The organism is Arthrobacter sp. FB24 (assembly GCF_000196235.1).
Lineage (GTDB): Bacteria > Actinomycetota > Actinomycetes > Actinomycetales > Micrococcaceae > Arthrobacter.
In genome coordinates, this window is record NC_008541.1 from 3,399,336 (window position 1) to 3,420,039 (window position 20,704).

Below are 20,704 nucleotides of genomic sequence, written 5' to 3' on the forward strand. Positions count from 1 at the left end.
CAACCGGCCATCGCCGCTTCAGTCCAAGACATCCCCAATGCATCACAAAGGAACCCCGAATGAAACGACACCTGACCATCATGAGTGCCGCGGCCGCCGTCGTCATCGCGATGACGGTGTCGGGCTGCGGCGGCGGCGCCGCAGGGGCAACCTCGGCCGGCGGAAGTGCCGGCGGCGCCACCGAGGTGAAGGAGCTCCGCTACCAGGGCTGGGCCAACACGGTAACGCTGCCGGAACTTGCCCAGGACCTCGGCTACTTCGGCGACGTCAAGCTCAACTGGGTGGGCAACACCATCAGCGGCCCGCAGGACATCCAGTCCGCGGCCACCGGGCAGACGGATTTTGGTGGCGCGTTCGCCGGAGCGGTGGTGAAGCTGGTGGAAGCCGGCGCCCCGGTCAAGGCCGTCATCAACTACTACGGCGAAGACGAGAAGACCTTCAACGGCTTCTACGTCAAGGAAGACAGTCCCATCCGCACGGCCCGGGACTTCATCGGCAAGAAGATCGCAGTGAACACCCTCGGAGCACACGCGGACGCCGTCATCAACACCTACCTGCAGAAGAACGGTCTGAGCGCCGAGGAAATCAAGCAGGTGCAGCTGGTGGTGGTGCCGCCCAACGACACCGAGGAGGCCATCCGCCGCGGCCAGGTGGATGCCGGTTCGCTGGGCAGCATCCTGCAGGACAGGGCGATCGCAAACGGCGGCCTGCGGTCGGTGTTCAGTGACGCGGAACTTTTCGGCACCTTCGCCGGCGGCCCCTACGTGCTGCGCACCGACTTCATCGCGAAGAACCCAAACACCACCCGCACATTCACCACCGGGGTGGCCAAGGCCATCGAATGGGAGCGGACCACGCCCCGCGAGGAAGTGATCGCCCGCTTTACCAGGATCCTGCAGGAACGCGGCCGCAACGAGAACCCGGCAGCGCTGCAGTACTGGAAGAGCGTGGGCGTACCCGCCAAGGGCGAGATCAAGGATGAGGATTTCACCCGCTGGGGCAAGTGGCTCAAGGACACCGGAATCATCAAGGGCGAACTGGACCCGAAGAAGCTCTACACCAACGAGTTCAACGCCCTGGTGACCGGATGAGCGCCCGTATCAACGGCAGCACCAGCAACGTGAAAGGACAACCATGACGCCGAAAATCAGCCTCCGGAACGTCACCAAGGAATTCGCGGTGCGCCAGGGCAAGGGCACCCGGAAGCAGGCAGGTCCGTCCGTGCTGACCGCCTTGGATGACCTCAGCCTGGACGTCGCCCCCGGTGAATTCCTTACACTGGTGGGCCCCAGCGGTTCCGGCAAGACCACACTGCTTGACCTGCTGGCGGGCCTGTCCCGCCCCACCTCCGGCAGCGTGCTGGTGGACGGCAAGGAAGTGACCGGCCCGGGCCAGGACCGCGCCGTGGTCTTTCAGCAGTACGCGCTCTTCCCCTGGCGGACCGCGTCGGCCAACGTCTCCATCGGGCTCGAAAACTCGGGCCTGTCCCGGAAGGAACGGGCCGCGAAGGCCAGCGAGTTCCTGGACCTCGTGGGGCTGGCCGGGTTCGAGGATCGCTACCCGCACGAACTGTCCGGTGGTATGAAACAGCGCGTGGCCATCGCCAGGAGCCTCGCCTATGAGCCGGACATCCTGCTCATGGACGAACCTTTCGCGGCCCTGGACGCGCAGACCCGCGAGCAGCTCCAGGACGAACTACTGCGGATCTGGAAGGCCACGGGCAAGACCATCGTCTTCATCACCCACGGAATCGACGAGGCCGTCTACCTGGGCCAGCGCGTGGCCGTCCTCAGCGCACGCCCGGGCCGGCTCAAGGAGTTCGTGGACATCAACATCCCGGACCGCGGGGGTGTCGGCGACGTCCGCTCGCACCCGGCGTTCGTGGAACACCGGCACCAGGTCTGGTCGCTCCTGCACGATGAGGTCAAGCTCGCCCAGGACTCCGGACACCGCAAGATCCTCCCTGACGGCACGGCCCCCGACGAACAACCCCAGGAAAGGAGCGCTGCCTGATGAGCGCAGTGTTGACCCGGCCGCCCGAGGCGGCCGCCGCCGTCGGACGTTCCGGGCAGACCGGACCCGCTCCGGAAGACGGACAGCGCCCGACGCCGGCGGGCAGGTTCGCTGCCCTGGCCGGGATCGCAGGACGGGCGGGCTGGAAGTCCCTCGCCGTGCTGCTGTTCCTCGCTCTCTGGGAACTGGGCCCGACGTACCTTGCCAGCCCGTCCACCCGGGTGTTCCTGCCGCCGCTGCACGACGTCATCGCGGCCGGCGGGAAGCTGCTGGAGAACGGGCAGCTGCAGAGCCACCTGCAGGCGAGCCTCACCCGCTCTGTGTCCGGTTTCAGCATCGCGGTGGTGTCCGCCGTCGTGCTGGGGCTGCTGATCGCCTGGTACGGCTGGCTGAGTTCCTTCCTGAACCCGCTGCTGGAGCTGTTCCGGAACACGGCCACGCTGGCGCTGCTTCCGGTCTTCACGCTGCTGCTGGGCATCGGCGAGGAATCGAAGATCACCATCGTGGCCTACGCGGCATTCTTCCCGGTGCTCCTGAACACCATCGCCGGTGTCCGGACCGTGGATCCGCTGCTCATCCGGGCTGCGCGGTCGCTGGGCCTGAACAGCTTCCGGCTCTTCCAGAAGGTCATCCTGCCTTCCGCGGTCCCCACCATCTTCACCGGCATCCGGATGGCGGGCACGTCCTCCATCCTGGTGCTGATTGCCGCCGAAATGGTGGGCGCCAAGGCCGGGCTGGGCTACCTGATCGTGAATTCGCAGATGAGCTTCCTCATTCCCGACATGTACGCCGGCATCCTCACAGTCTCCGTCCTGGGGCTGGCGGTCAACATCCTGCTCGTCGCCCTGGAACGGCACTTCTCCCGCTGGCGCACCGCCGTCGGATCCGGCAACTAACCGCTTCCAGCCACGTTATCCATCCGCACCATCAACCCGTAAGGAACAGCAATGACCACCATCACCGAAACCAAGCTCGAATTCGCCAAACTGGGTTCCCGCATCGGGGCTGAAATCCGTGGCCTGGACCTGGGCGGAGACCTCTCCGCCGAGACCGTCGCACAGATCCGGGCCGCGCTCAACGAACACAAGGCGCTGGTGTTCCGCGAGGCCAACATCCTCACGGACGAGGCCCAGGTAAAGTTCGCCGGCCACTTCGGTCCGCTCACGAAGGCGCACCCCACCGTGGCCTCCGTGGAAGGCAAGGAAAGCGTCCTGCCGGTGGACAGCGAGAACGGCTCCGCCAACAACTGGCACACGGATGTCACGTTCGTGGTCAACCCGCCGCAGGCCTCCACCCTGCGCAGCATCGACCTCCCCGCGTACGGCGGCGAAACGCTGATCGCGTCCTCGGCCGGCGCCTACCGCGACCTGCCCGAGGAGCTGCGGAACTTCGCGGACACCCTCTGGGCCATCCACACGAACGACTACGACTACTCGGTGCCGAAGAACCTGGAGCACGAAAACGCTGAGGAGCGCCGGAAGGAGTTCACCCGGCTGAAGTTCGAGACGGCCCACCCGGTGGTCCGGGTCCACCCGCTGACCGGCGAGCGCGGATTGTTCATTGGCGGCTTCGCGCAGCGGCTGCGGATCGTGGGGCTGTCCAACACGGAGTCGAAGGACATCATCCGGCTGCTGCAGGCCTACGTCACGCGTCCGGAGAACGTGGTGCGGGTGAACTGGGAGCCGAACCAGCTGGTGCTCTTCGACAACCGCATCACCCAGCACTACGCCCCGGACAACTATGACGGCCAGCCGCGCAAGCTCAACCGCGTGACCATTGCCGGCGACATCCCCGTGGGCATCGACGGCAAGCCGAGCCAGGCCCTGCAGGGCGACTCCTCCACCTACTCGGTGGTGGCGCCGCTCTAGTTCTTAGGGGATGTTGCTCCCCCGGGCCGTCACCCAGAGCCGGTACCACTCGGCGCGGGTCATGGCCGCGGCAACCCGAGCCGCTCCGGCGCACGCGCGGATGCGGTCCGGGTTGGCGGTTCCGATCACCGGTGCGATCCCGGCCGGGTGCCGCATGAGCCAGCCGAGGAGGATGGCCTCACGCGTGGTTCCCTTGGCCTTCGCCATGCCGGCAACAAGCGCCGCAGTGGCGGCCTCGGCCGGCGTCGGGCTTTCCGGCGGAGCTCCGCTGTAGTGTCCCCGGGCCAGCGCCCCGTATGCCTGCAGGGTGATCCCCTGTCGGCTGCAGTACTCCACGGTGCCGTGCGGGAAGCTGTAATCCAGCCCCTCCGCGTGGTTCACCAGCACGGTGCTTTCCAGCCAGGCCCGTTTCAGCAGGCTCATCTCCAGCTGGTTGGCCACCACCGGGGTTTCCAGGTAGTCCTGCAGCATCTCGATCTGCGGTGCGGACATGTTGGACACGCCCACCTGCCGCACTTTGCCTTCCTGCATCAGCTGCCCGACGGCGGACGCCACCTCGGCGGGGTCCGCCAGCGGGTCGGGGCGGTGCAGCAGGAGGACATCCACGTAGTCCGTCTTCAGCCGTTTCAGGCTGCCATTAACCCTCTCGAGGATGCTGTCGCGGCTCAGGTCGTAGTGGGTTTCCAGTCCCTGCTCGTTGAGCCTGATGCCGCACTTGGTCTGGAGCCGGATCCGTTCCCGCAGCCCCGGCGTGATCGCGAGGACTTCACCGAAGACGGCCTCGGACTTGCCGCTGCGGTAGATGTCCGCGTGGTCGAACAAAGAGATGCCTGAGTCCAGGGCGGCGTCAATCGCAGCGGCAGCCTGCTCCACGTGCGCAGTGGCGTACGGCTCGGCGGACCAGCTGCCGCCCAGGCCCATGCAGCCGTAGATCAGTTCCTGGCCGGACTGACCGGGCAGGCCGGACTGGCCGGGCGCCGGGGTTTCCCCCTGCACCCGGCCAGCCTTTCCTTTCAAAGGAGCGCTCACCGCAGCCAGACAGTGGTGTTGCCGGGCAGCAGCTTTCCGTCCAGCGGGGCGCTGCTGAGCAGGACCTCGCCTGCCGGGAGTTCCACCGGCTCCGCACCGAAGTTGGTCACCGACTGCCAGCCGCCGTGGCGACTGAAGTGCAGGACCTCGGGGTTGCCGGTCTCCACCCATTCCAGCTCTTCGGCCGTCTGCAGCTCGCGACGCAGTTTCAGCGCCTTGCGGTACAGCTCCAGGGTGGAGCCCTCCACGCCGTCCTGGGCGTCCACTGCGTAGCGGGCGAACCATGCCGGCTGGGGCAGGTGGGCATCGCCGGCGCCGAAGCCGAAGGACGTTCCATCCGTGGACCACGGCAGCGGCACGCGGCAGCCGTCACGGCCGATCTCCACGCCCTTGTTGCGGAAGAAGGACGGGTCCTGGCGCTCCGAGTCCGGGATCTCGGCCACTTCCTGCAGGCCAAGTTCCTCGCCCTGGTACAGGTAGGCCGAGCCCGGGAGGGCAAGCATCAGCAGGCTGGCCGCACGGGCGCGGCGCAGGCCGAGCTCGACATCCAGTTCCTCAGCCGGCGCGCCGGCCAGCAGCCAGCCCTTGCCGTCCTGGCCCTTGGCGTGGACTCCGCCGCCCATCGGGAGGCCATAGCGGGTGGCGTGCCGGACGACGTCGTGGTTGGAGAAGACCCACGTCGAGGATGCGCCGGTAGCCGTTGCCTCGGCGAGGTTCCGGGTGATGATTTCCTGGAACTCCTCGGCATCAAAATCGGCCTGCAGGAGGTCGAAGTTGAACGCCTGGCCCAGGCCCTGCGGGCTGGCGTAGCGGGCGCGCCGGGTGGCGTGCACCCAGGCTTCGGCGACGGCGGTGCGCGGCGGGTTGTACTCGTTGAACACCTCACGCCATTCGGCGTAGATCTCGTGGACTTCGTCGCGGTCCCAGAAGGGGTGCGAGCCATCGGCGAAACCGTCAGTGCCGGTGTTTGCCTCGCTGAGTTCGACCTTGGAGAGAAGGGGCTCGGTGAGGTCCTTGGTGAGGGCGTGTGCCACGTCCACGCGGAAGCCGTCCACGCCGCGGTCGGACCAGAAGCGCAAGGTCTTCAGGAAGTCATCGCGGATTTCGCGGTTGGACCAGTTCAGGTCCGGCTGCTCCTTGGCGAAGATGTGCATGTACCACTGGCCCGGCGTGCCGTCCGGTTCGGTGATGCGCTCCCAGGCGGGACCGCCGAAGACGGAGTCCCAGTCCGACGGCGGCAGCTCGCCGTTCTCGCCCAGGCCGTCACGGAAGATGTAGCGTTCGCGGGCGGCGGAGCCCCGCGGTGCGGCGAGTGCTTCCTTGAACCATTCGTGCCGGTTCGAGGAGTGGTTGGGGACGATGTCCGCGATGAGCTTGATGCCGGCTTCGTGCAGCGCGGCGGACATTTCGGCGAAGTCCTCCAGGGTGCCCAGCTTGGGGTCAACGTTGCGGTAGTCGTCGACGTCGTAACCGCCGTCTGCGAGCGCGGAGGGGTAGAACGGGCTGAGCCACACGGCGTCGATCCCCAGTTCCTTCAGGTAGGGCACTTTGGCGGTGATGCCCTTGATGTCGCCCAGGCCGTCACCGTTCGAATCCGAGAAGCTGCGCGGATAGATCTGGTACACGGAGGCCTGGCGCCACCAGTTGGGATCGGCTGCGAGGTTTGAGTCGGACAGGGTTGCCAGAGTGGCGGTGGTGGACAAAGGAGATTCCTTTTCTTGTGTCGGGTGTTCTTGGGTATTGGAAAAATGCTGAGGCGTCCGGTTGGTGCGCCTGCTTCACTGCGTCCTATTTCACGGGTCCTATTTCACTGCGCCGCGCATGACTCCGGACAGTACCCAACGTTGCGCCAGGATGTAAACCACCAGGGTGGGGGCCATGGCCATCAGGTAGGACGCGAAGGCGAGGCTGTAGTTGGTGTTGAATTCGCCCTGGAAGAGCATCTGCACCACGGGCAGGGTCTGCAGCGCGGGATCGGCAATCATCATCTGCGGCAGCAGGAAGTCGTTCCAGGAGCCGAGGAAGGCGAAGATCCCCACGGTGGCGTTCATGGGGGCCAGCAGCGGGAAGATGATCTTCCGGAATACCTGCCATGTGGTGGCGCCGTCCATGCGGGCCGATTCCTCGAGCTCCACCGGGATGGAGCGGACAAAGGCGATGTAAAGCAGGGTGTTGAAGGAGATCCCGCCGAGGACGTGCAGGAACACGACGCCGGCGGGATTGTCCAGGCCGAGCAGTGCCGTCTGCTTGATCAGGGGCAGGATGATCACGGGGAACGGGATGAACATTGCCGAGAGCAGGTAGACGAACGATCCCCGGAAGAAACGGTGGTTCCAGTTCCGTGCGATGGCATAGGCCACCAGGGAGCTGCTGGCCAGCGAGCCCAGGACGCTCAACACGGTAACAAACGCCGTGGACATGAAGGCCCTCGGAAAGTTGGTGGCCACGTAGGCGGCGGCAAAGTTCTCCCAGTTCATCGGGTTCGGCCAGGCGAGTCCAGTGCCGGTGCCGATCTGGTCCGGGGACTTCAATGCCATGGCCACGGTGAAGTACAGCGGCAGCAGGACGGTCAGCGACGCGGCCAGCATTAGCGCGGTGAGCCACCAGTTGATCTTGAAGCCTTCGCTGTTGGACCGGCGGGTCGTGGCGGCACGGGCCTTCGGTCCGGAAGCTTTCGGCGCGGCAAGTGTGGATGCGGTCATTAGAGTGAAACCCCCCGGCGCTGGATAAGGCGCAGCTGGATGACGGAGATCAGCAAGGTGATCAGGAAGTAGATGACGGCGTTGGCCATCTGGTAGGAATAGTCCCCGCCCGTGAAGCCGGAGAAGATGCGCATCGCCACGGACTGGGTTGCCATGCCGGGTCCGCCGCCGGTAAGGCCCACGATGATCTCGTAGGTACCCAGGAAGCCTTTGAATCCGAGGATGATGTTGATCACGAGATACCCCATGATCAACGGCAGCGTCAGGCTGACGAACTGCCGGAAACTGCCCGCACCATCGAGGTCCGCGGCTTCGTAGACCTCGGACGGCACGCTCTGGAGGCCTGCCAGGTAGATGATGGTGGCGCCCGGCGCCGCCTGCCACACCGTGACGAGCACGATGGCGAGCCAGGCAAGGTTTTCGTTGGCGAGGATGCTCGTGGCCAACGGAGTGACGCCGAACCGTTCAGCCAGCACCGGAAGGGTGTTGGAGAACAGGTAGTTGAACACGAACGAGACGATCAGGGCGGAGAGCACCATGGGGATGAAGAACACGGTGCGGATGCCGGTGCGCCATTTGATCTTCGCGTTGAGGCCCAGGGCGATGGAGAGCGCCACGATGTTGACCACCACCGTGGTGGTGAGGGCGAACACGAACGTGAAGATGTAGGACTGGAGAATTGCCGGGTCTTTGAAGATGTTGACGTAGTTCATCAGTCCGATGAATTTCCAGTCACCGTAGCCGGCGTAGTTCGTGAGGCTGAAGAAGACGCCCACGAGCGCCGGCAGGGTGATGAAAAAGGCGAACAGCGCGAGGACGGGAACCACCATCCAGTAATACGTGGGGTCGATCCTGTTCCTGGTCCGGGCCGTGCCGGCGGGGGCGGACGTCGGGTTCTTGGGGGCTGCGGGACGGGCTGTCTGTGCCACCCGGGATGTTGTAGTCATTGAGGCTCCTGCATTCGGGGTGAGGGTTAGACCGCGGTACGCTCGGCGACCCGGCGCCATTCGTCGTCGAGCGCGGAAAGGAACTGGTCGCCGTTCTTGCCGTACACGAAGGACTGGATGTAGTTGTTTACGGGGACCGACGGCGGGAAGTAGGTAACGGCGCCCTGGAAGTAGCGGGCCTCTTGGACCGCAGCATTCAACCCGGTGATCTGCGGATTGCTGACGGCGGGTGCGTCCTTGAGCGGCGAGAACGCAGCATTCTTCTCGTTGTACGTGTTCACCACGGACGGTTCCAGCAGGTAGTTGACGAACCGCCGAGCCGCAGCCATGTTGGGCGTGTTGCGGGTGATGGAGAGCGCCATATCCACGTTCACGCGCGCCTTGGTCTCCGCCGGGTTGTTCGTCACCGGCAGCGGGAACGTTCCCAGCCTGATGTTCTTGTTGGCTGCCACGAGCTGCGATAGCGCCCACGGGCCCTGCAGATACATGGCTGCCTGCCCCTTGGCGAACGCGGCATTGCCATCCGCGTAGTTCTTGCTGGCCGCTCCGTTCTGCGAGAACGAGGCAAGCTGGAGCATCTTGGGGAGGGCAGGGCCGAAGTTGTTGGCAAACGACTCTGCGGAGTCCTTGGTGATGCCGGCACCCCTGGCCTTGAGCTTCATGAAGAATTCCGCAACGTCCAGCGTGCCGCCGGACGCGTAATCGAACATGCCCTGGGCGAGGGTCCAGGGGTCCTTGTACGTTCCGTAGATCGGAGCGATGCCGGCCGCCTTGAACTTCTCGCAGGCCGCAACGAATCCGTCCCAGGTGGTGGGAACAGGGACCCCCTGGGCCTCGAAGATGTCACGGTTGTAGATGACGCCGGCTGCCGCAAGCGAGAACGGCAGGGCACTGATCTCGGTGCCGTTGTACTGGCCCCAGGAGTTGATGAGCTCCTGCATCTTCGGGTCGATGGTGTTTGCCACGGGCATGTCCGAGAGGTCGGCGAAGATGCCCTTCTTGACGAAGTCGGCGGTGGCCTGCGCGAAACCGCGGGTCACCACATCCGGCGGATCATTGCGGACGAGGCCCGGAACAAAGTTGCCCTCGTTGAAGTCCTGGACCACCCGGATGTCCGGGTTCAGCGCCTCAAAGTCCTTGATCACCTGGTTGAAGTAGTCCACTACTTCGGGTTTGTTCTGCATGAACCGGAGCGTGGTGACCCCGTCCTGTGCAGCGGGCCCGGCGCCACAGCCGGAAAGGGGAACCATGAATGCCGCTCCGGCCAGTCCGGCGGCCCGGAGCAGGGAACGCCTGCTGGGCAGTGCTGCGGGCACAGCCGCGTTCACTGGGCAGGGGCTGACGTGCGGGAGTGACGGGGCTGTGCCTGCAGTGCGGGCGGGCAGTGCTTCAGGATGCGGTTCACAGTTGCTCCTTTGCAAAAGGCGGGTGAAGGGCTGGAAGAAGAGCCGGCGTTCGGCGGGCGTCCGACCCGCCAGGCTCTGCGTGAATATGCAATCAACGTTTATTTGGAATCTAAATTTAGTTCCTCAAGTATTATGTGGTGCAAAGCACAGAGAGGTCAACACCATGTCGGAAATGACTGCTGCAACGCCCCAGCTGCTGCGCCGGGTGAGCGCCGGGGCAGTGCTCGATTTCATGCGCGCTTCCCAGGCGGTGACGGTCACGGAAGTCATGGAAGCCACCGGGCTGACCCGGGCAACGGCCATTTCCGTCTGCGAGGACCTCATGGAGCGCGGATGGATCCGCGAACTGGAAAACCAGCGGGCCTTTGGCGGCTACCAGAAAGGCAGGCCGGCGCGCCGGTTCGAGCTCGACGAGCGCGCCGGATACGTCTTGGGCATGGACGTAGGTATCTCCAAGGCCACTGTGGTGGTGTCCGATCTCCGCGGCAAAGCCCTGGGCCGGTCCAGCCAGCCGTTCGCCGGCGCCGAGATCACCGCGGAAGAACGCGTCGCCGTGGTTGACCGGACCGCCATGATGGCCCTGCACAGCGTGGGGGCCTCCCCTGACGCGGTGCTCGCTGTCTGCGCCGGAATCGCGGCCCCTGTGGACCGCAACGGCGAAGTGCTGGTGACCCAGCACTTCTGGGGACTGTTCGACGTCGGCCTGAAGGCGGCGCTGCGGGACCTGCGCGGGTGGACGGTGCTGCTGGAAAACGATGCCAACCTTGCCGCCCTGGGCGAGCGCTGGCGCGGTGCGGCGGCCGGCGTGGACGACGTCGTCGTTATCCTCGCCAGTGAACGCCTCGGCTCGGGAGTGATCGACGGCGGGCGGCTGCTGCACGGCCGGGGCGGCGGCGCCGGCGAGCTGGCGTTCCTTGACATGGTGGAGGGTGTGGGGGACACCTTCGGCATCGCCTACCTGGCCCGCACCTGGGCTGCGGAGGCCCTGGCCGGGAAGGCCAGAACCTCGCTCCGGGAGCACACGGCCGGCGCCGTCGAGGCAGAACATGTTTTCGCCGCTGCCGCCGCCGGGGATGCTGTTGCCCTGAAGATCCTGGAGCGGCTGGCTGACCGCATGGCCAGGGTCATCGGGGCCGTGGCCACCATCATTAACCCTGAGCTGGTGGTCATCGGAGGCGCCGTGGCAAACTCGGCAGGCGTGCTGCTTGAGCCCATCGCAGAACGGCTTCCCGGGTTCACCGCCACTCCCCCGACCGTGGCGGCTTCCCCCCTGGGTGACTCAATCGTGACCGTGGGTGCGGTCCGGTGCGCCTTGGACTACGTGGAGAAGAACACCCTTGACCTGGAGCTCGCGGCCTCGGCCTAGGGTGCCGCGTCCCAGAACGCGAACGGACACTTGGGGCACTGGAATCAGGGGCCGCAACTGTCCGTGCGTACTGTTCCTACTCCGGCATGATCATGGTGCGGAGGTCCAGCTGGCGGAGCACCCGGTCCGCGACTTCCGGGTCCATGTCCGGTTCGTTCCGGGCCGCCACGACTTCCTGGCGGGCGGCGTCGAGCGCGATGGTCTGCACGGCAATGGCGAGTTCGCGGCCGCGCTTGCGTTTCTCCCCCACCGATTCATTCTTCAGGCTTCCGTCTAGGAGCTCCGCATGCAGGCGCGTCATCTTCTCTTTGACCAGCGCCACCTTCTCCGGCGGGAGCTCTTTCATGAGGTCGTTGTCCTTCAGCGCGGCGACGGCAGCCTGCTGCGCCCGCTTGGCGAGCACCCGGGCGGCGTCGCGTTCCTCCGAACCGTCTCCGGTGGCTTTAAGGACCTTCATCAGCCAGGGCAGTGTCAGGCCCGGCAGCACCAGCGTGGCCAGCAGCACCGCGCAGGCGATGACCAGCAGGTGGTCGCGCGCCGGGAACGGCGTTCCGTCATCCAGCGTGAGGGGCAGTGCCAGCGCAAGCGCCAGGGTGGCGAGGCCGCGCATCCCGCACCAGGTCAGGATCAGGACTTCCTTGGCCGAGGTGGGCTGCAGCAGGTTCTCCCGTTTGCGTGCCGAGGCCGCCAGGAGGCCGAGCCACAGGAACCGGACCGCGAACACGATGACGCACACCACCACGGCGGTGCCGATCATGCCGTAGATCTCAGTGCCTTCATCGTGGATGACCTGGCGGATTTCCAGCCCCACCAGCCCGAAGGCCAGGCCGGTCACCAGAAGTTCCACCACGTCCCAGAAGGCCGTCCGGGTGACCCGTTCGGCGGCGTCCTGCGGACGCGAGTGGCGCTGCATCTCCAGGGCGGTAACGACGACGGCGATCACGCCTGAGGCGTGCACTTCCTCGGCGAGGATGTAGGCGGCAAACGGTACAACCAGGGTGACCGCGCTGCGGGCCACCATGGAGGTCACCAACCGGGTGATCAGCGCCGTGACCCAGCCCATGGCGACGCCCACCAGCACCGCAACCGCAGCCCCCACGAGGAACTTGAGGACGACGTCGGGCCCTATCCTGCTGCCGGAGACGGCCGCCGCCACGGCAGCCTGGAAGATGACGATAGCGGCGGCATCGTTGAAGAGGCCCTCGCTCTGCAGGACCGTAATGAGCCGCCGCGGCATATGCACCCGGCCGGCCACGGACTCCACGGCCACGGGGTCCGGCGGAGCCACCATGGCGCCCAGGGCGATGGCGGCGGGGATCCCGATTCCCGGGATCATGAGCCAGGCCGCCCCGGCGACTGCTGCCGTGGATACCACCACCAGGGCCACGGCGAGCATGACCAGCGTGCGCCAGCGGACCCGGAACACGGCCCAGGAACTGCGCTGGGCCGTCGCGAACAGCAGCGGCGGCAGGAAGATGGGCAAGATCAGCTCCGGTGAGATATCCATCGCCGGAAAGCCGGGGATGAACGTCAGGGATGCCGCCAGGATCAGCATGAGCACGGGATAGGGCAGCCGGAGCCTATCCCCCAGACCCACCGCCACGACTGTGGCAAGCAGGAGTCCGATAATCAGCGCCAGCTGGTCCATAGGCTCACTTTCCCCGAAGCGGAGGCGCCGCGGTCATGCGCCCGCGCCTCCCCCACATTATCGGGTTGCGCCGGGGCAGCCTGCCTATCGGGCGGGCTGCAGGGCCGCTGCGACCGGCAGGCTGCCGTCCCGGAACTCGATGGTCCGTCCGGCGGTGTCCGGCAGGCCCAGGACGGCGGCCGTCACGAGTGCCACGTTGGCCCGTGAGGTGGCGGTGCCAGCCGACGTGTCCGCCGGATTGACGTCGATGAGGCCGTTGCCGGGGCCGTCCGTCAAGGTTCCCGGCCCCAGGATGGTCCAGGCCAGGTCCGTTCCGCGGAGGTACTGGTCCGCGGCGGCCTTCGCCTCGGCATAGGCGTGGAAGCTGTTGTCCGCCGGGACTCCGTGGTCCGGTCCTGCACCGAAGTAGGACACCATGACATAGCGCCCGACGCCGGCCTCAGCTGCTGCGTCCATGGAACGGATGGCTGCATCCCGGTCCACGGCATAGGTGCGTTCGGGGCTGCCGCCGCCGGCACCCGCGGACCACACCACGGCGTCGTGGCCGCTGAGGGCGGCGGCGAGTTCCGCCGTCGTCGAGTGTTCGACATCCAGGACCGACGGCGTGGCGCCGGTCGCTGCCACGTCATCCGTGTGGTCCGGGTTGCGGAAGAAGGACGTGACGTCCTCACCGTCCGCCGCGAGGATTCTGGCCAGTTCCAAAGCCACTTTGCCGTGGCCGCCGATGATTGCGATGCGCGTCATTGACCCATTCTGTCCCACGGGCGGCGTGGCCGCACCCGCGCTCGCGCTTGGCTTAACCGGCAACAAGGTCCTCCCGCCCTGCGCGGGCGGGAGGACCTTGTGCACGGAGCCTGGGCCGGGCTACGAGTAGCGCAGGCTGAGGAGGAGAGCCTTCAGCTGCGCGTACCGTTCGCTTGCCATCCAGTCCCTCGCCGCATCGGGTGTGGCGAAGGCCGGCTGCTTTTCGAGGTCGAACACGGCATAGGCCGACATCACCCCGTTCGGCAGGCGGATCTGGTTGGTCCCCGAAGTGGCCTGCGTCGGCAGGAACTCCTGGGCCAGCCTGACGTCCATGAAATAGTAGAGCGCGGTGCCGTCGGCCGGCTCGGTGGGCGCCGGCATTCCCGGGTAGGAGACGGGAAGGATCTGGTCTGCGGCGAAACCGAACTCCGCGGGGTTCCCCGACGCGTCGGTGATCCCCGGCACGGGCGTGTGGTCAAGGACGGTGCGTTTGACGCTGCCCGCCGCCCCGTCACCGTACATCCCGCTGAGGACCCGGGCCACCTCGGAGCCGGAGTCGTCAGCCACCACCGCGACGACGGATCCGGCCTTCGCCTCTTCAGACAGGTACGGGCCCTGTTCCGTCCGGACGCTCCACCCTTCGGGGTAAGCGAAGGAGAGATGTCCGTCGGGGAAGACAAAAGTCTGCACCGAAGCGGCCAGGGGCGGCGCCGTTGTAGGCGGCGCTGTTGTCCTCGGCGCTGTTGTCGTCGGCGCTGGCGAAATCGATCCGGTGACGGTGGTGGCCGGACCTGGCGCGGACGCCAGCGGGCCGAGGTTGGTGGCCGCCAGAACTCCGGCGGTAACGGCCGCAGCGGCCAAGGTGATCACGCCGGCGAGCCGGGCACGCCGCAGCCTTCGCTCCTCGAGCGAGGTTGCACCGGCCGGGAGCCGGTCGCTGAACGCGGCCGGTTCGGACAGCATCCGGCGAAGGGCCGCTTCGCCGTCGGGCGTGGACGGATCGTTGCGCACGGGATCCGTCGCGGAAATCATGTTCTTGATCTGATCCATTTCAGGCACCCATCCTCTGTGCGATCGTTTCTGCTCCTGCAGGCATTTGCTTCCGGAACGCAGCCCGCGCCCGGTGCAGCCGAACCTTCGCTGCGGACTCGCTGCACTGGAGCACATCAGCGATTTCCGCCGCGTCCAGCCCGTCCCAGTAGGCGAGCTGGAGGATGTCCCGGTCTTTCTCCCGCAGACCGTCCATGGCATCATGCACGGCCAGGTTTTCGGATCCGTCTCCGAAGTTGAGGACGGCCGCGGCGCGCAGCTTCTCCTGCAGCGCGCGCTGGCGGTCTCGGCTCCGATACGCATTGCCGATCATGTTCCGCGCTACGGTGACCAGCCAGGCGATATCGGTCCTCGGCTGGTCGCCCCACTTCTGCCACACCACCCGGAAGACGTCGGCGGCGATTTCCTCTGCCACCTCCGGTGATTCCACCCTTCGGCGCACATACCGGAAGACCGCCGGATAGTTGTCCTTGTGTAGGGCTATAAACTCCAGTTCACGCTCGGAAAGCACGATATCCCCCTGATGAGTAGTCCTGAGTCGCGTTCTATCTGTATTGTTTCCGGCCCGCCGCCAGGCGTTACTCACATCCCGGGAAATTTTCGGCGCATGCCCGTCCCGGCGTTGATTAAGGCACCCTGCCGGGGCCGACTGCCCGGTCCCTCACCACGAATTGCTGCGCCAGCGTCCACAGGTTGGAAACGGTCCAGTAGATCAGGACGCCAATGGGAAACACGATGCCGCCGGCTCCGAAGATAACCGGCAGGACGTAGAGGATCATCTTCTGCTGGATCATCGCCGGACCGGCCTCGGCCTCTCCGGACGCGAATCTGGCCATGATCAGCTTCTGGGTAAGGAACTGCGCAGCCGTCATGGCCAGGATCATCACGATGGCCAGCACCGTCACCGCAAGAGCATCGCCGCCGCCGGAGCCGTGCAGCAGCGACGCGGACAGCGGGGCTCCGAAGATGCTCGACTGATCGAACTGCACCACCTGCTCGTGACTCATGGTCCCGATGCCCTGGCCGCGCCCGGCCGCGGAGGAGATGCCGGAGAGCACTTGGAAGAGGGCCAGGAAGAAGGGTGCCTGGATCAGCAGGGGCAGGCAGGCGGAGAACGGGCTGGTTCCATGCTTCTTGTAGAGGGCCATTTGCTCCTGAGCCATGGCCTGGCGGGACAGTTGGTCGGCCTTGCCCTTGTACTTGTCCTGCAGGCTCTTCAGGTCCGGCTGCAGGCGGCGCATTCGGCGCTGGGCGTTGACCTGCTGCAGGAACACAGGGATCAGGGCGGCACGGATGACCAGCACCAGCCCGATGATGGACAGCGTCCAGGTCCATCCGTCGGCGGCCGGCATGCCCATGGCGGCCAGTCCGTCGTGGAAGCCCACCATGATGGTGGAGACCAGCCACTTGAACGGAAGCATGATTGCTTCAAAGAAGTCCACTGAGATCCCCATCCACCAGTTGCTGCCAAGCTACTGCGGATGGCGGCCCTTGTCACGGTCCCCGCATGCGTCAGGGGCCACCAACCCGACCGTGGCCACACTTGATGCCGTCACGCTGGCGATCCACTAGCAGTGGCTCCGGGTTGTGTTTCCGATGCGCCGATACGCCGATACCTAATCGTGAGCAACCGACACGGCGATCCTCCACTAACACCCCGCCTGGGCGGGTAGCTTCGGTGCACTACTAGATGGAAGGTGTGCCGAAATGACTTTCACTGAATACCTCTCAGGCGTTGCCATCATGGTTGGATCCCTGATAGCCGCCGCAGGTCTTGCTGCGGCCACGGTCCGCGCAAGGTCTCACCGCCACTAAAGACGCCCTGCCAGCGCAATCAAGCAGGGCGGCGTCAGCGCTCCGGGGCGCCGATCTGGACAACAACCGTGAACACCAGGCCCCCTATGCCTGTGCTGACTGCCATGCCGTCCCGGCAACCGGGTGGCACGCCTGAGCCGGTACGCCTAAGCCAGAACCGGGTGGGCGATACCAACTGAAGTCGAATTAGTTGGGTTTCCCTTGGACCGTGTGCACAAACAAAAGCAGGTCAGAGGCAACATGCCTCTGACCTGCGGTTTTGGTAGCGGTGGGGAGGCTCGATCTCCCGACCTCACGATTATGAGTCGTGCGCTCTAACCAACTGAGCTACACCGCCACGAATGAGAAAACCTGCATCAAGCCGGTCAAAAACCGCCTTGACACAGGCTCTCATTCAGAGCCCCCCACCGGAATCGATCCGGTGACCTCGTTCTTACCAAGAACGCGCTCTACCACTGAGCTAGGGGGGCAACGAGTAAATACTCTACCGGAAGATTCCGCTCCCAACAAATCGACGGCAGGATAGGTCCCAACTGGCCAAAAACCCCGGAAAACCGGGTCTAAAAACGCCGCCGAACGCCTTGGCAGAAGCTCCTGCAGCAGCGTTGCAGGCTCCGTGTGACGAAGCATACATGGGGCCGCGTGCGGATGGACGGGTTAAACGAAAACGGGCCGGCTCGAAAGCCGGCCCGTTTTCAGTGCCTGATGCTGCTAGGGCTTACCACTTGCCCTTGCGGTTGAAGTCGCGGTGTCCGCCTTCGTTGCCATGGCGCGGCTTACGTGCACCGTCGCCGTGGCCGCCGAAGCGGGAGTCGCTGGCCTGGCCGCGGCTGGCGCCGCTGTCAGCGCCTACGCTGCGCTCCGAACGGTCGCTGAAGGAGCGGCCGCCACGGTCAGCGGAGGACCGCTCGCCGTCGTTCTTGCGGAATTCCTTCTTGAACCCGCCGTTGCCCTTGAAGTTGCCGCCACGGTCTCCGCCGCCGGAGTACCCGCCGCGGTCGCCGCCACGGTTTCCCTGGTAACCGCCACGCTCACCGGCGCCACCGGAGGGCTTGCGGCCGTTGTCCAGCTCGAGGTGGATCAGCTCGCCGCCGATCCGGGTGCGGGACAGTGCACGCAGCTGCTCGGGGCTGAGGTCCGCCGGAAGCTCCACGAGGGAGTGGTCCGAGCGGATGTCGATGCCGCCGATCTGGGCCGAGGAAATACCGCCCTCGTTGGCAATGGCGCCAACGATGGAACCCGGCATGACGCGCTGGCGGCGTCCGACGGCGATCCGGTAGGTGGCGTTGCCCTCGGTCAGTGTGCGGGTCGGGCCGCGTGAGCCAAAGCCGTCCTTGGACCGTTCGCGCTTCTGGAACTCGGGAGCTGCGGGCAGTTCCTTGACCAGGAGTGGCTGGCCGCCCTGCGCCATGATGGCCAGTGCTGCAGCGATCTCCGAGGCCGGGACGTTGTGCTCTTCCTCGTAGGAGGAGATCAGGTCGCGGAACGGTGCAACATCCTCGGACGCGAGGGTCTCGGTGATGCGCTCGGCAAACTTGCCCAGGCGCAGCGTGTTCACGGTCTCGGCCGTGGGGAGGTGCATCTGCTCCACCGGCTGGCGGGTGGCCTTCTCGATGGAACGCAGCAGGTACTTCTCGCGCGGCGTCATGAACAGGATGGCGTCGCCGGAACGGCCTGCACGGCCGGTGCGGCCGATGCGGTGGACGTAGGACTCGGTGTCGTGGGGGATGTCGTAGTTGACCACGTGGCTGATGCGCTCCACGTCAAGGCCACGGGCGGCGACGTCGGTGGCCACCAGGATGTCGATGCGGCCTTCCTTCAGCGCGTCCACGGTGCGTTCACGCTGCTGCTGCGGGATGTCACCGTTGATCGCGGCAGCCTGGAAGCCGCGGGACTTCAGCTTGTCAGCGAGGTCCTCGGTGGCCATCTTGGTGCGTACGAAGGCGATGACGCCGTCGAACTCTTCAACCTCGAGGATGCGGGTCAGCGCGTCGAGCTTGTGCGGGCCCATGACCTGCAAGTAGCGCTGGCGGGTGTTCGCACCGGTGGTGGTCTTGGATTTCACCGAGATCTCGGCCGGGTTGTTCAGGTACTGCTTGGACATCCGGCGGATCTGGCTCGGCATGGTGGCCGAGAACAGCGCAACCTGACGGTCCGAAGGAGTCTGCTGGAAGATCTGTTCGACGTCTTCGGCGAAGCCCATGCGCAGCATTTCGTCGGCCTCGTCCAGTACCAGGTACTGGAGTTCGGACAGGTCCAGGGAACCCTTGGAGATGTGGTCGATCACACGGCCGGGGGTACCGACGACAACCTGGGCACCGCGGCGCAGGCCGGCGAGCTGGGGGCCGTAGGCGGAGCCGCCGTAGACCGGGAGGACCGTGAAGTCGTCAATGTGCTTGGCATACGAGGTGAAGGCCTCGGCAACCTGGAGCGCCAGTTCGCGGGTCGGGGCGAGGACAAGGGCCTGCGTCTTGCGGGACGGGCCGTTGAGGTCGTGGAGCTCGGCCAGGCGGGACAGTGCCGGTACTGCGAATGCTGCAGTCTTACCGGTGCCGGTCTGGGCCAGGCCCACGACGTCGCGGCCTTCGAGCAGCAGCGGGATGGTTGCTGCCTGGATGGGGGACGGCTTCTCGTAGCCGACGTCCTGCAGTGCGGCCAGGACGCGGCCGTCGATGCCGAGATCGGCGAAACGGATGCCTTCAGCTTCAGTGTCAGCCTCGCCGCTGGTGGGATCGGCCTTGGGGGCTTCGGTCTTCGGCGCTTCAGTCTTCGGGGCTTCAGTGGCGGACGCCTCGGCGGCCGGACGTTCTTCAGCGGCGGGCGCCTCAGCGGGTGCCGGTGCCTCGGTGAAAACGGGGGCGGAGCCTGCTACGGGAGCGGCGGTCTCGGGGGTTTCTACGGCCATCTCGGTGGTCTCGGCAGCTGCCGTTTCGTTGGTGGCGTCGTTGTGATTTTCGGGCATAGGGAAGTTTTCCTCATCCATAGGGGGCCAGGCGGCACAACCCGAGGTGAGCGGAGCCGCAGTGCATGTGCCGTTTGGACGCCGGGCAGACATTGACCGGCCGGTCACGTAGAAGTCCGGCGCTTTCGCAATCCCGTGGCAGGACTTCCCGCTGCATCTCTTGGCTGCTATCCCAGCAGTCTGTACAGCGTTTTCTTTAGCCGGCTCTCCCTATGAAAATGCCCGCATCGCTTGTGCGGGCCCCAACACTTGCCAGTCCTGCCTCAAAAATTGGGCAGGAATAAGGGATTTCCGGAGTGGGGGATATTTCAAGTGTAAGGCATGGTTCCTCCCTGCACTAACCCGCCGGCCGCAAGCCGGCGGTGACGTTGCGCACACCGGCCCCTCGGGACAGCACTTGCGAGCCTCTGCGGCCGCCCGGGGCCCCGTGTCGCTAGACGCCCAGGCGCCGCTGGATCTTCTCGAATTCCTCGTGGTACTCCGGCTGCAGGCGGATCTCGCCGTCCGCGTCCGCGTCCCGCAACGCGTCCATGTCCTCGATGGTGGGAGCGCTGAACCAGCTGCCGATCGTCACGCCATGGTTCGGAACGAACAGCCGGTGGATATGGTCGCCGGCCTGGATGGTCCCCGTCTTGATGACGCGAAGGTAGGTGCCCACCCGACCTGCCTCGGTGAACCGCTTGACCCACCGGGCCTCGTCCATACGCCGCTGGAAGGTGGCGCAGGGAACGCGGGGCGATGTCACTTCGACTTCTACGTCGAGGCCGATCTTCCACCGTTCGCCGATCACCGCAGTGGTGGTTCCTATTCCGGCGACCCGCAGGTTCTCGCCGAAAACTCCAGGCGGCAGTTCCCGCTGCAGCTCCCCCACCCAGTAGTCGGCGTCGTCCTGCGAGTAGGCGTACAGCGCCTGGTCCGCACCGCCGTGGTGGATGCGGTTCGCCTGGACGTCGCCGTGGAGCCCGAGTTTATGGACCTTGACCGGACCATCGACGGCACGCTTATCGATGGCCGTGACGCCCACGCTCCCTTCATCGCTCAGAAGCTGGTGTACCCGGCATACGGCAAGCACAGATGCGGTTTCCATGGCTACAGTCTAGGTTCTTCGGCCCTGATTGCCCGGGCAACTTCCCCGGGCAACTTCCGCGGCCGAT

16 protein-coding genes, 2 tRNA genes and 1 pseudogene are annotated in these 20,704 nt (G+C 65.8%); 5 read left to right on the forward strand and 14 right to left on the reverse strand.

What is annotated here, in order from left to right:
• The first annotated feature begins 59 nt into the window (after positions 1 to 59).
• The 4 genes from ARTH_RS15405 to ARTH_RS15420 are packed head-to-tail and all read left to right on the forward strand — an operon-like array spanning position 60 to position 3,881.
• Positions 60 to 1,091 carry an ABC transporter substrate-binding protein gene (locus ARTH_RS15405; RefSeq protein WP_011692864.1) on the forward strand — a complete coding sequence of 344 codons (1,032 nt, stop codon included), beginning with the start codon at positions 60 to 62 and terminating at the stop codon, positions 1,089 to 1,091.
• Positions 1,092 to 1,134: 43 nt separating this feature from the next.
• Entirely contained in the window at positions 1,135 to 2,013 is an 879-nt protein-coding gene (locus tag ARTH_RS15410) for an ABC transporter ATP-binding protein (protein WP_011692865.1), read from the forward strand.
• On the forward strand, positions 2,013 to 2,909 hold the full coding sequence (locus tag ARTH_RS15415; protein WP_011692866.1) for an ABC transporter permease: 897 nt from the start codon (positions 2,013 to 2,015) through the stop codon (positions 2,907 to 2,909). The genes ARTH_RS15410 and ARTH_RS15415 overlap by 1 nt, the downstream gene beginning before the upstream one ends.
• A 51-nt stretch (positions 2,910 to 2,960) precedes the next feature.
• Positions 2,961 to 3,881 carry a TauD/TfdA dioxygenase family protein gene (locus tag ARTH_RS15420; protein WP_011692867.1) on the forward strand — a complete coding sequence of 307 codons (921 nt, stop codon included), beginning with the start codon at positions 2,961 to 2,963 and terminating at the stop codon, positions 3,879 to 3,881.
• Positions 3,882 to 3,884: 3 nt separating this feature from the next.
• Here the strand turns inward: ARTH_RS15420 and ARTH_RS15425 are convergent, their stop codons facing one another.
• The 5 genes from ARTH_RS15425 to ARTH_RS15445 all read right to left on the reverse strand — a co-directional run bounded on the left by ARTH_RS15425 (position 3,885) and on the right by ARTH_RS15445 (position 9,875).
• Positions 3,885 to 4,877: an aldo/keto reductase gene (locus tag ARTH_RS15425; protein WP_011692868.1), complete on the reverse strand. Its 993-nt coding sequence runs from the start codon at positions 4,875 to 4,877 to the stop codon at positions 3,885 to 3,887.
• 29 nt (positions 4,878 to 4,906) lie between these two features.
• Complete coding sequence (locus ARTH_RS15430) at positions 4,907 to 6,613, reverse strand: glycoside hydrolase family 13 protein (protein WP_011692869.1); 1,707 nt, start codon at positions 6,611 to 6,613, stop codon at positions 4,907 to 4,909.
• 99 nt (positions 6,614 to 6,712) lie between these two features.
• Positions 6,713 to 7,612 (reverse strand): carbohydrate ABC transporter permease, encoded by a 900-nt coding sequence (locus ARTH_RS15435; protein WP_011692870.1) that lies wholly within the window; start codon positions 7,610 to 7,612, stop codon positions 6,713 to 6,715.
• Entirely contained in the window at positions 7,612 to 8,559 is a 948-nt protein-coding gene (locus ARTH_RS15440) for a carbohydrate ABC transporter permease (protein ID WP_011692871.1), read from the reverse strand. Before ARTH_RS15440 ends, ARTH_RS15435 begins: the two co-directional genes overlap by 1 nt.
• 26 nt (positions 8,560 to 8,585) lie before the next feature.
• Positions 8,586 to 9,875, reverse strand: coding sequence for an ABC transporter substrate-binding protein (locus tag ARTH_RS15445; RefSeq protein WP_011692872.1), 1,290 nt, complete (start codon positions 9,873 to 9,875; stop codon positions 8,586 to 8,588).
• A gap of 253 nt (positions 9,876 to 10,128) precedes the next feature.
• Here ARTH_RS15445 and ARTH_RS15450 point away from each other — a divergent pair, with 253 nt between their 5' ends.
• Positions 10,129 to 11,331, forward strand: coding sequence for an ROK family transcriptional regulator (locus ARTH_RS15450; protein WP_011692873.1), 1,203 nt, complete (start codon positions 10,129 to 10,131; stop codon positions 11,329 to 11,331).
• 76 nt (positions 11,332 to 11,407) lie between these two features.
• Here ARTH_RS15450 and ARTH_RS15455 read toward each other — a convergent pair whose 3' ends face one another.
• The 9 genes and pseudogenes from ARTH_RS15455 to ARTH_RS15495 all read right to left on the reverse strand — a co-directional run bounded on the left by ARTH_RS15455 (position 11,408) and on the right by ARTH_RS15495 (position 20,637).
• Positions 11,408 to 12,979, reverse strand: a complete 1,572-nt coding sequence (locus tag ARTH_RS15455; RefSeq protein ID WP_011692874.1) for a Na+/H+ antiporter — start codon at positions 12,977 to 12,979, stop codon at positions 11,408 to 11,410.
• Positions 12,980 to 13,063: 84 nt separating this feature from the next.
• Positions 13,064 to 13,723, reverse strand: a complete 660-nt coding sequence (locus ARTH_RS15460) for an SDR family oxidoreductase (protein ID WP_011692875.1) — start codon at positions 13,721 to 13,723, stop codon at positions 13,064 to 13,066.
• A gap of 120 nt (positions 13,724 to 13,843) precedes the next feature.
• Complete coding sequence (locus ARTH_RS15465; RefSeq protein ID WP_011692876.1) at positions 13,844 to 14,773, reverse strand: hypothetical protein; 930 nt, start codon at positions 14,771 to 14,773, stop codon at positions 13,844 to 13,846.
• Between the two features lies 1 nt (position 14,774).
• Positions 14,775 to 15,284 (reverse strand): RNA polymerase sigma factor, encoded by a 510-nt coding sequence (locus ARTH_RS15470; RefSeq protein WP_011692877.1) that lies wholly within the window; start codon positions 15,282 to 15,284, stop codon positions 14,775 to 14,777.
• Between the two features lie 127 nt (positions 15,285 to 15,411).
• Positions 15,412 to 16,215, reverse strand: a pseudogene (yidC, locus tag ARTH_RS15475) (membrane protein insertase YidC); the annotation flags it as partial.
• A 633-nt stretch (positions 16,216 to 16,848) separates the two neighbouring features.
• A tRNA-Met gene (locus ARTH_RS15480) sits at positions 16,849 to 16,925 on the reverse strand.
• Between the two features lie 61 nt (positions 16,926 to 16,986).
• Positions 16,987 to 17,058, reverse strand: a tRNA-Thr gene (locus tag ARTH_RS15485).
• A 248-nt stretch (positions 17,059 to 17,306) separates the two neighbouring features.
• Positions 17,307 to 19,550 (reverse strand): DEAD/DEAH box helicase, encoded by a 2,244-nt coding sequence (locus ARTH_RS15490; RefSeq protein ID WP_011692879.1) that lies wholly within the window; start codon positions 19,548 to 19,550, stop codon positions 17,307 to 17,309.
• A 433-nt stretch (positions 19,551 to 19,983) separates the two neighbouring features.
• Positions 19,984 to 20,637 carry an MOSC domain-containing protein gene (locus tag ARTH_RS15495; RefSeq protein ID WP_011692880.1) on the reverse strand — a complete coding sequence of 218 codons (654 nt, stop codon included), beginning with the start codon at positions 20,635 to 20,637 and terminating at the stop codon, positions 19,984 to 19,986.
• Positions 20,638 to 20,704: the final 67 nt, after the last annotated feature.

What these genes read in the sequence shown, in the direction of transcription:
- ARTH_RS15405 (WP_011692864.1), top strand. Translation starts at nt 60, where the DNA reads ATGAAACGACACCTGACCATCATGAGTGCCGCGGCCGCCGTCGTCATC.
- ARTH_RS15410 (WP_011692865.1), top strand. Translation starts at nt 1,135, where the DNA reads ATGACGCCGAAAATCAGCCTCCGGAACGTCACCAAGGAATTCGCGGTG.
- ARTH_RS15415 (WP_011692866.1), top strand. Translation starts at nt 2,013, where the DNA reads ATGAGCGCAGTGTTGACCCGGCCGCCCGAGGCGGCCGCCGCCGTCGGA.
- ARTH_RS15420 (WP_011692867.1), top strand. Translation starts at nt 2,961, where the DNA reads ATGACCACCATCACCGAAACCAAGCTCGAATTCGCCAAACTGGGTTCC.
- ARTH_RS15435 (WP_011692870.1), bottom strand. Translation starts at nt 7,612, where the DNA reads ATGACCGCATCCACACTTGCCGCGCCGAAAGCTTCCGGACCGAAGGCC.
- ARTH_RS15440 (WP_011692871.1), bottom strand. Translation starts at nt 8,559, where the DNA reads ATGACTACAACATCCCGGGTGGCACAGACAGCCCGTCCCGCAGCCCCC.
- ARTH_RS15450 (WP_011692873.1), top strand. Translation starts at nt 10,129, where the DNA reads ATGTCGGAAATGACTGCTGCAACGCCCCAGCTGCTGCGCCGGGTGAGC.
- ARTH_RS15455 (WP_011692874.1), bottom strand. Translation starts at nt 12,979, where the DNA reads ATGGACCAGCTGGCGCTGATTATCGGACTCCTGCTTGCCACAGTCGTG.
- ARTH_RS15460 (WP_011692875.1), bottom strand. Translation starts at nt 13,723, where the DNA reads ATGACGCGCATCGCAATCATCGGCGGCCACGGCAAAGTGGCTTTGGAA.
- ARTH_RS15465 (WP_011692876.1), bottom strand. Translation starts at nt 14,773, where the DNA reads ATGGATCAGATCAAGAACATGATTTCCGCGACGGATCCCGTGCGCAAC.
- ARTH_RS15490 (WP_011692879.1), bottom strand. Translation starts at nt 19,550, where the DNA reads ATGCCCGAAAATCACAACGACGCCACCAACGAAACGGCAGCTGCCGAG.
- ARTH_RS15495 (WP_011692880.1), bottom strand. Translation starts at nt 20,637, where the DNA reads ATGGAAACCGCATCTGTGCTTGCCGTATGCCGGGTACACCAGCTTCTG.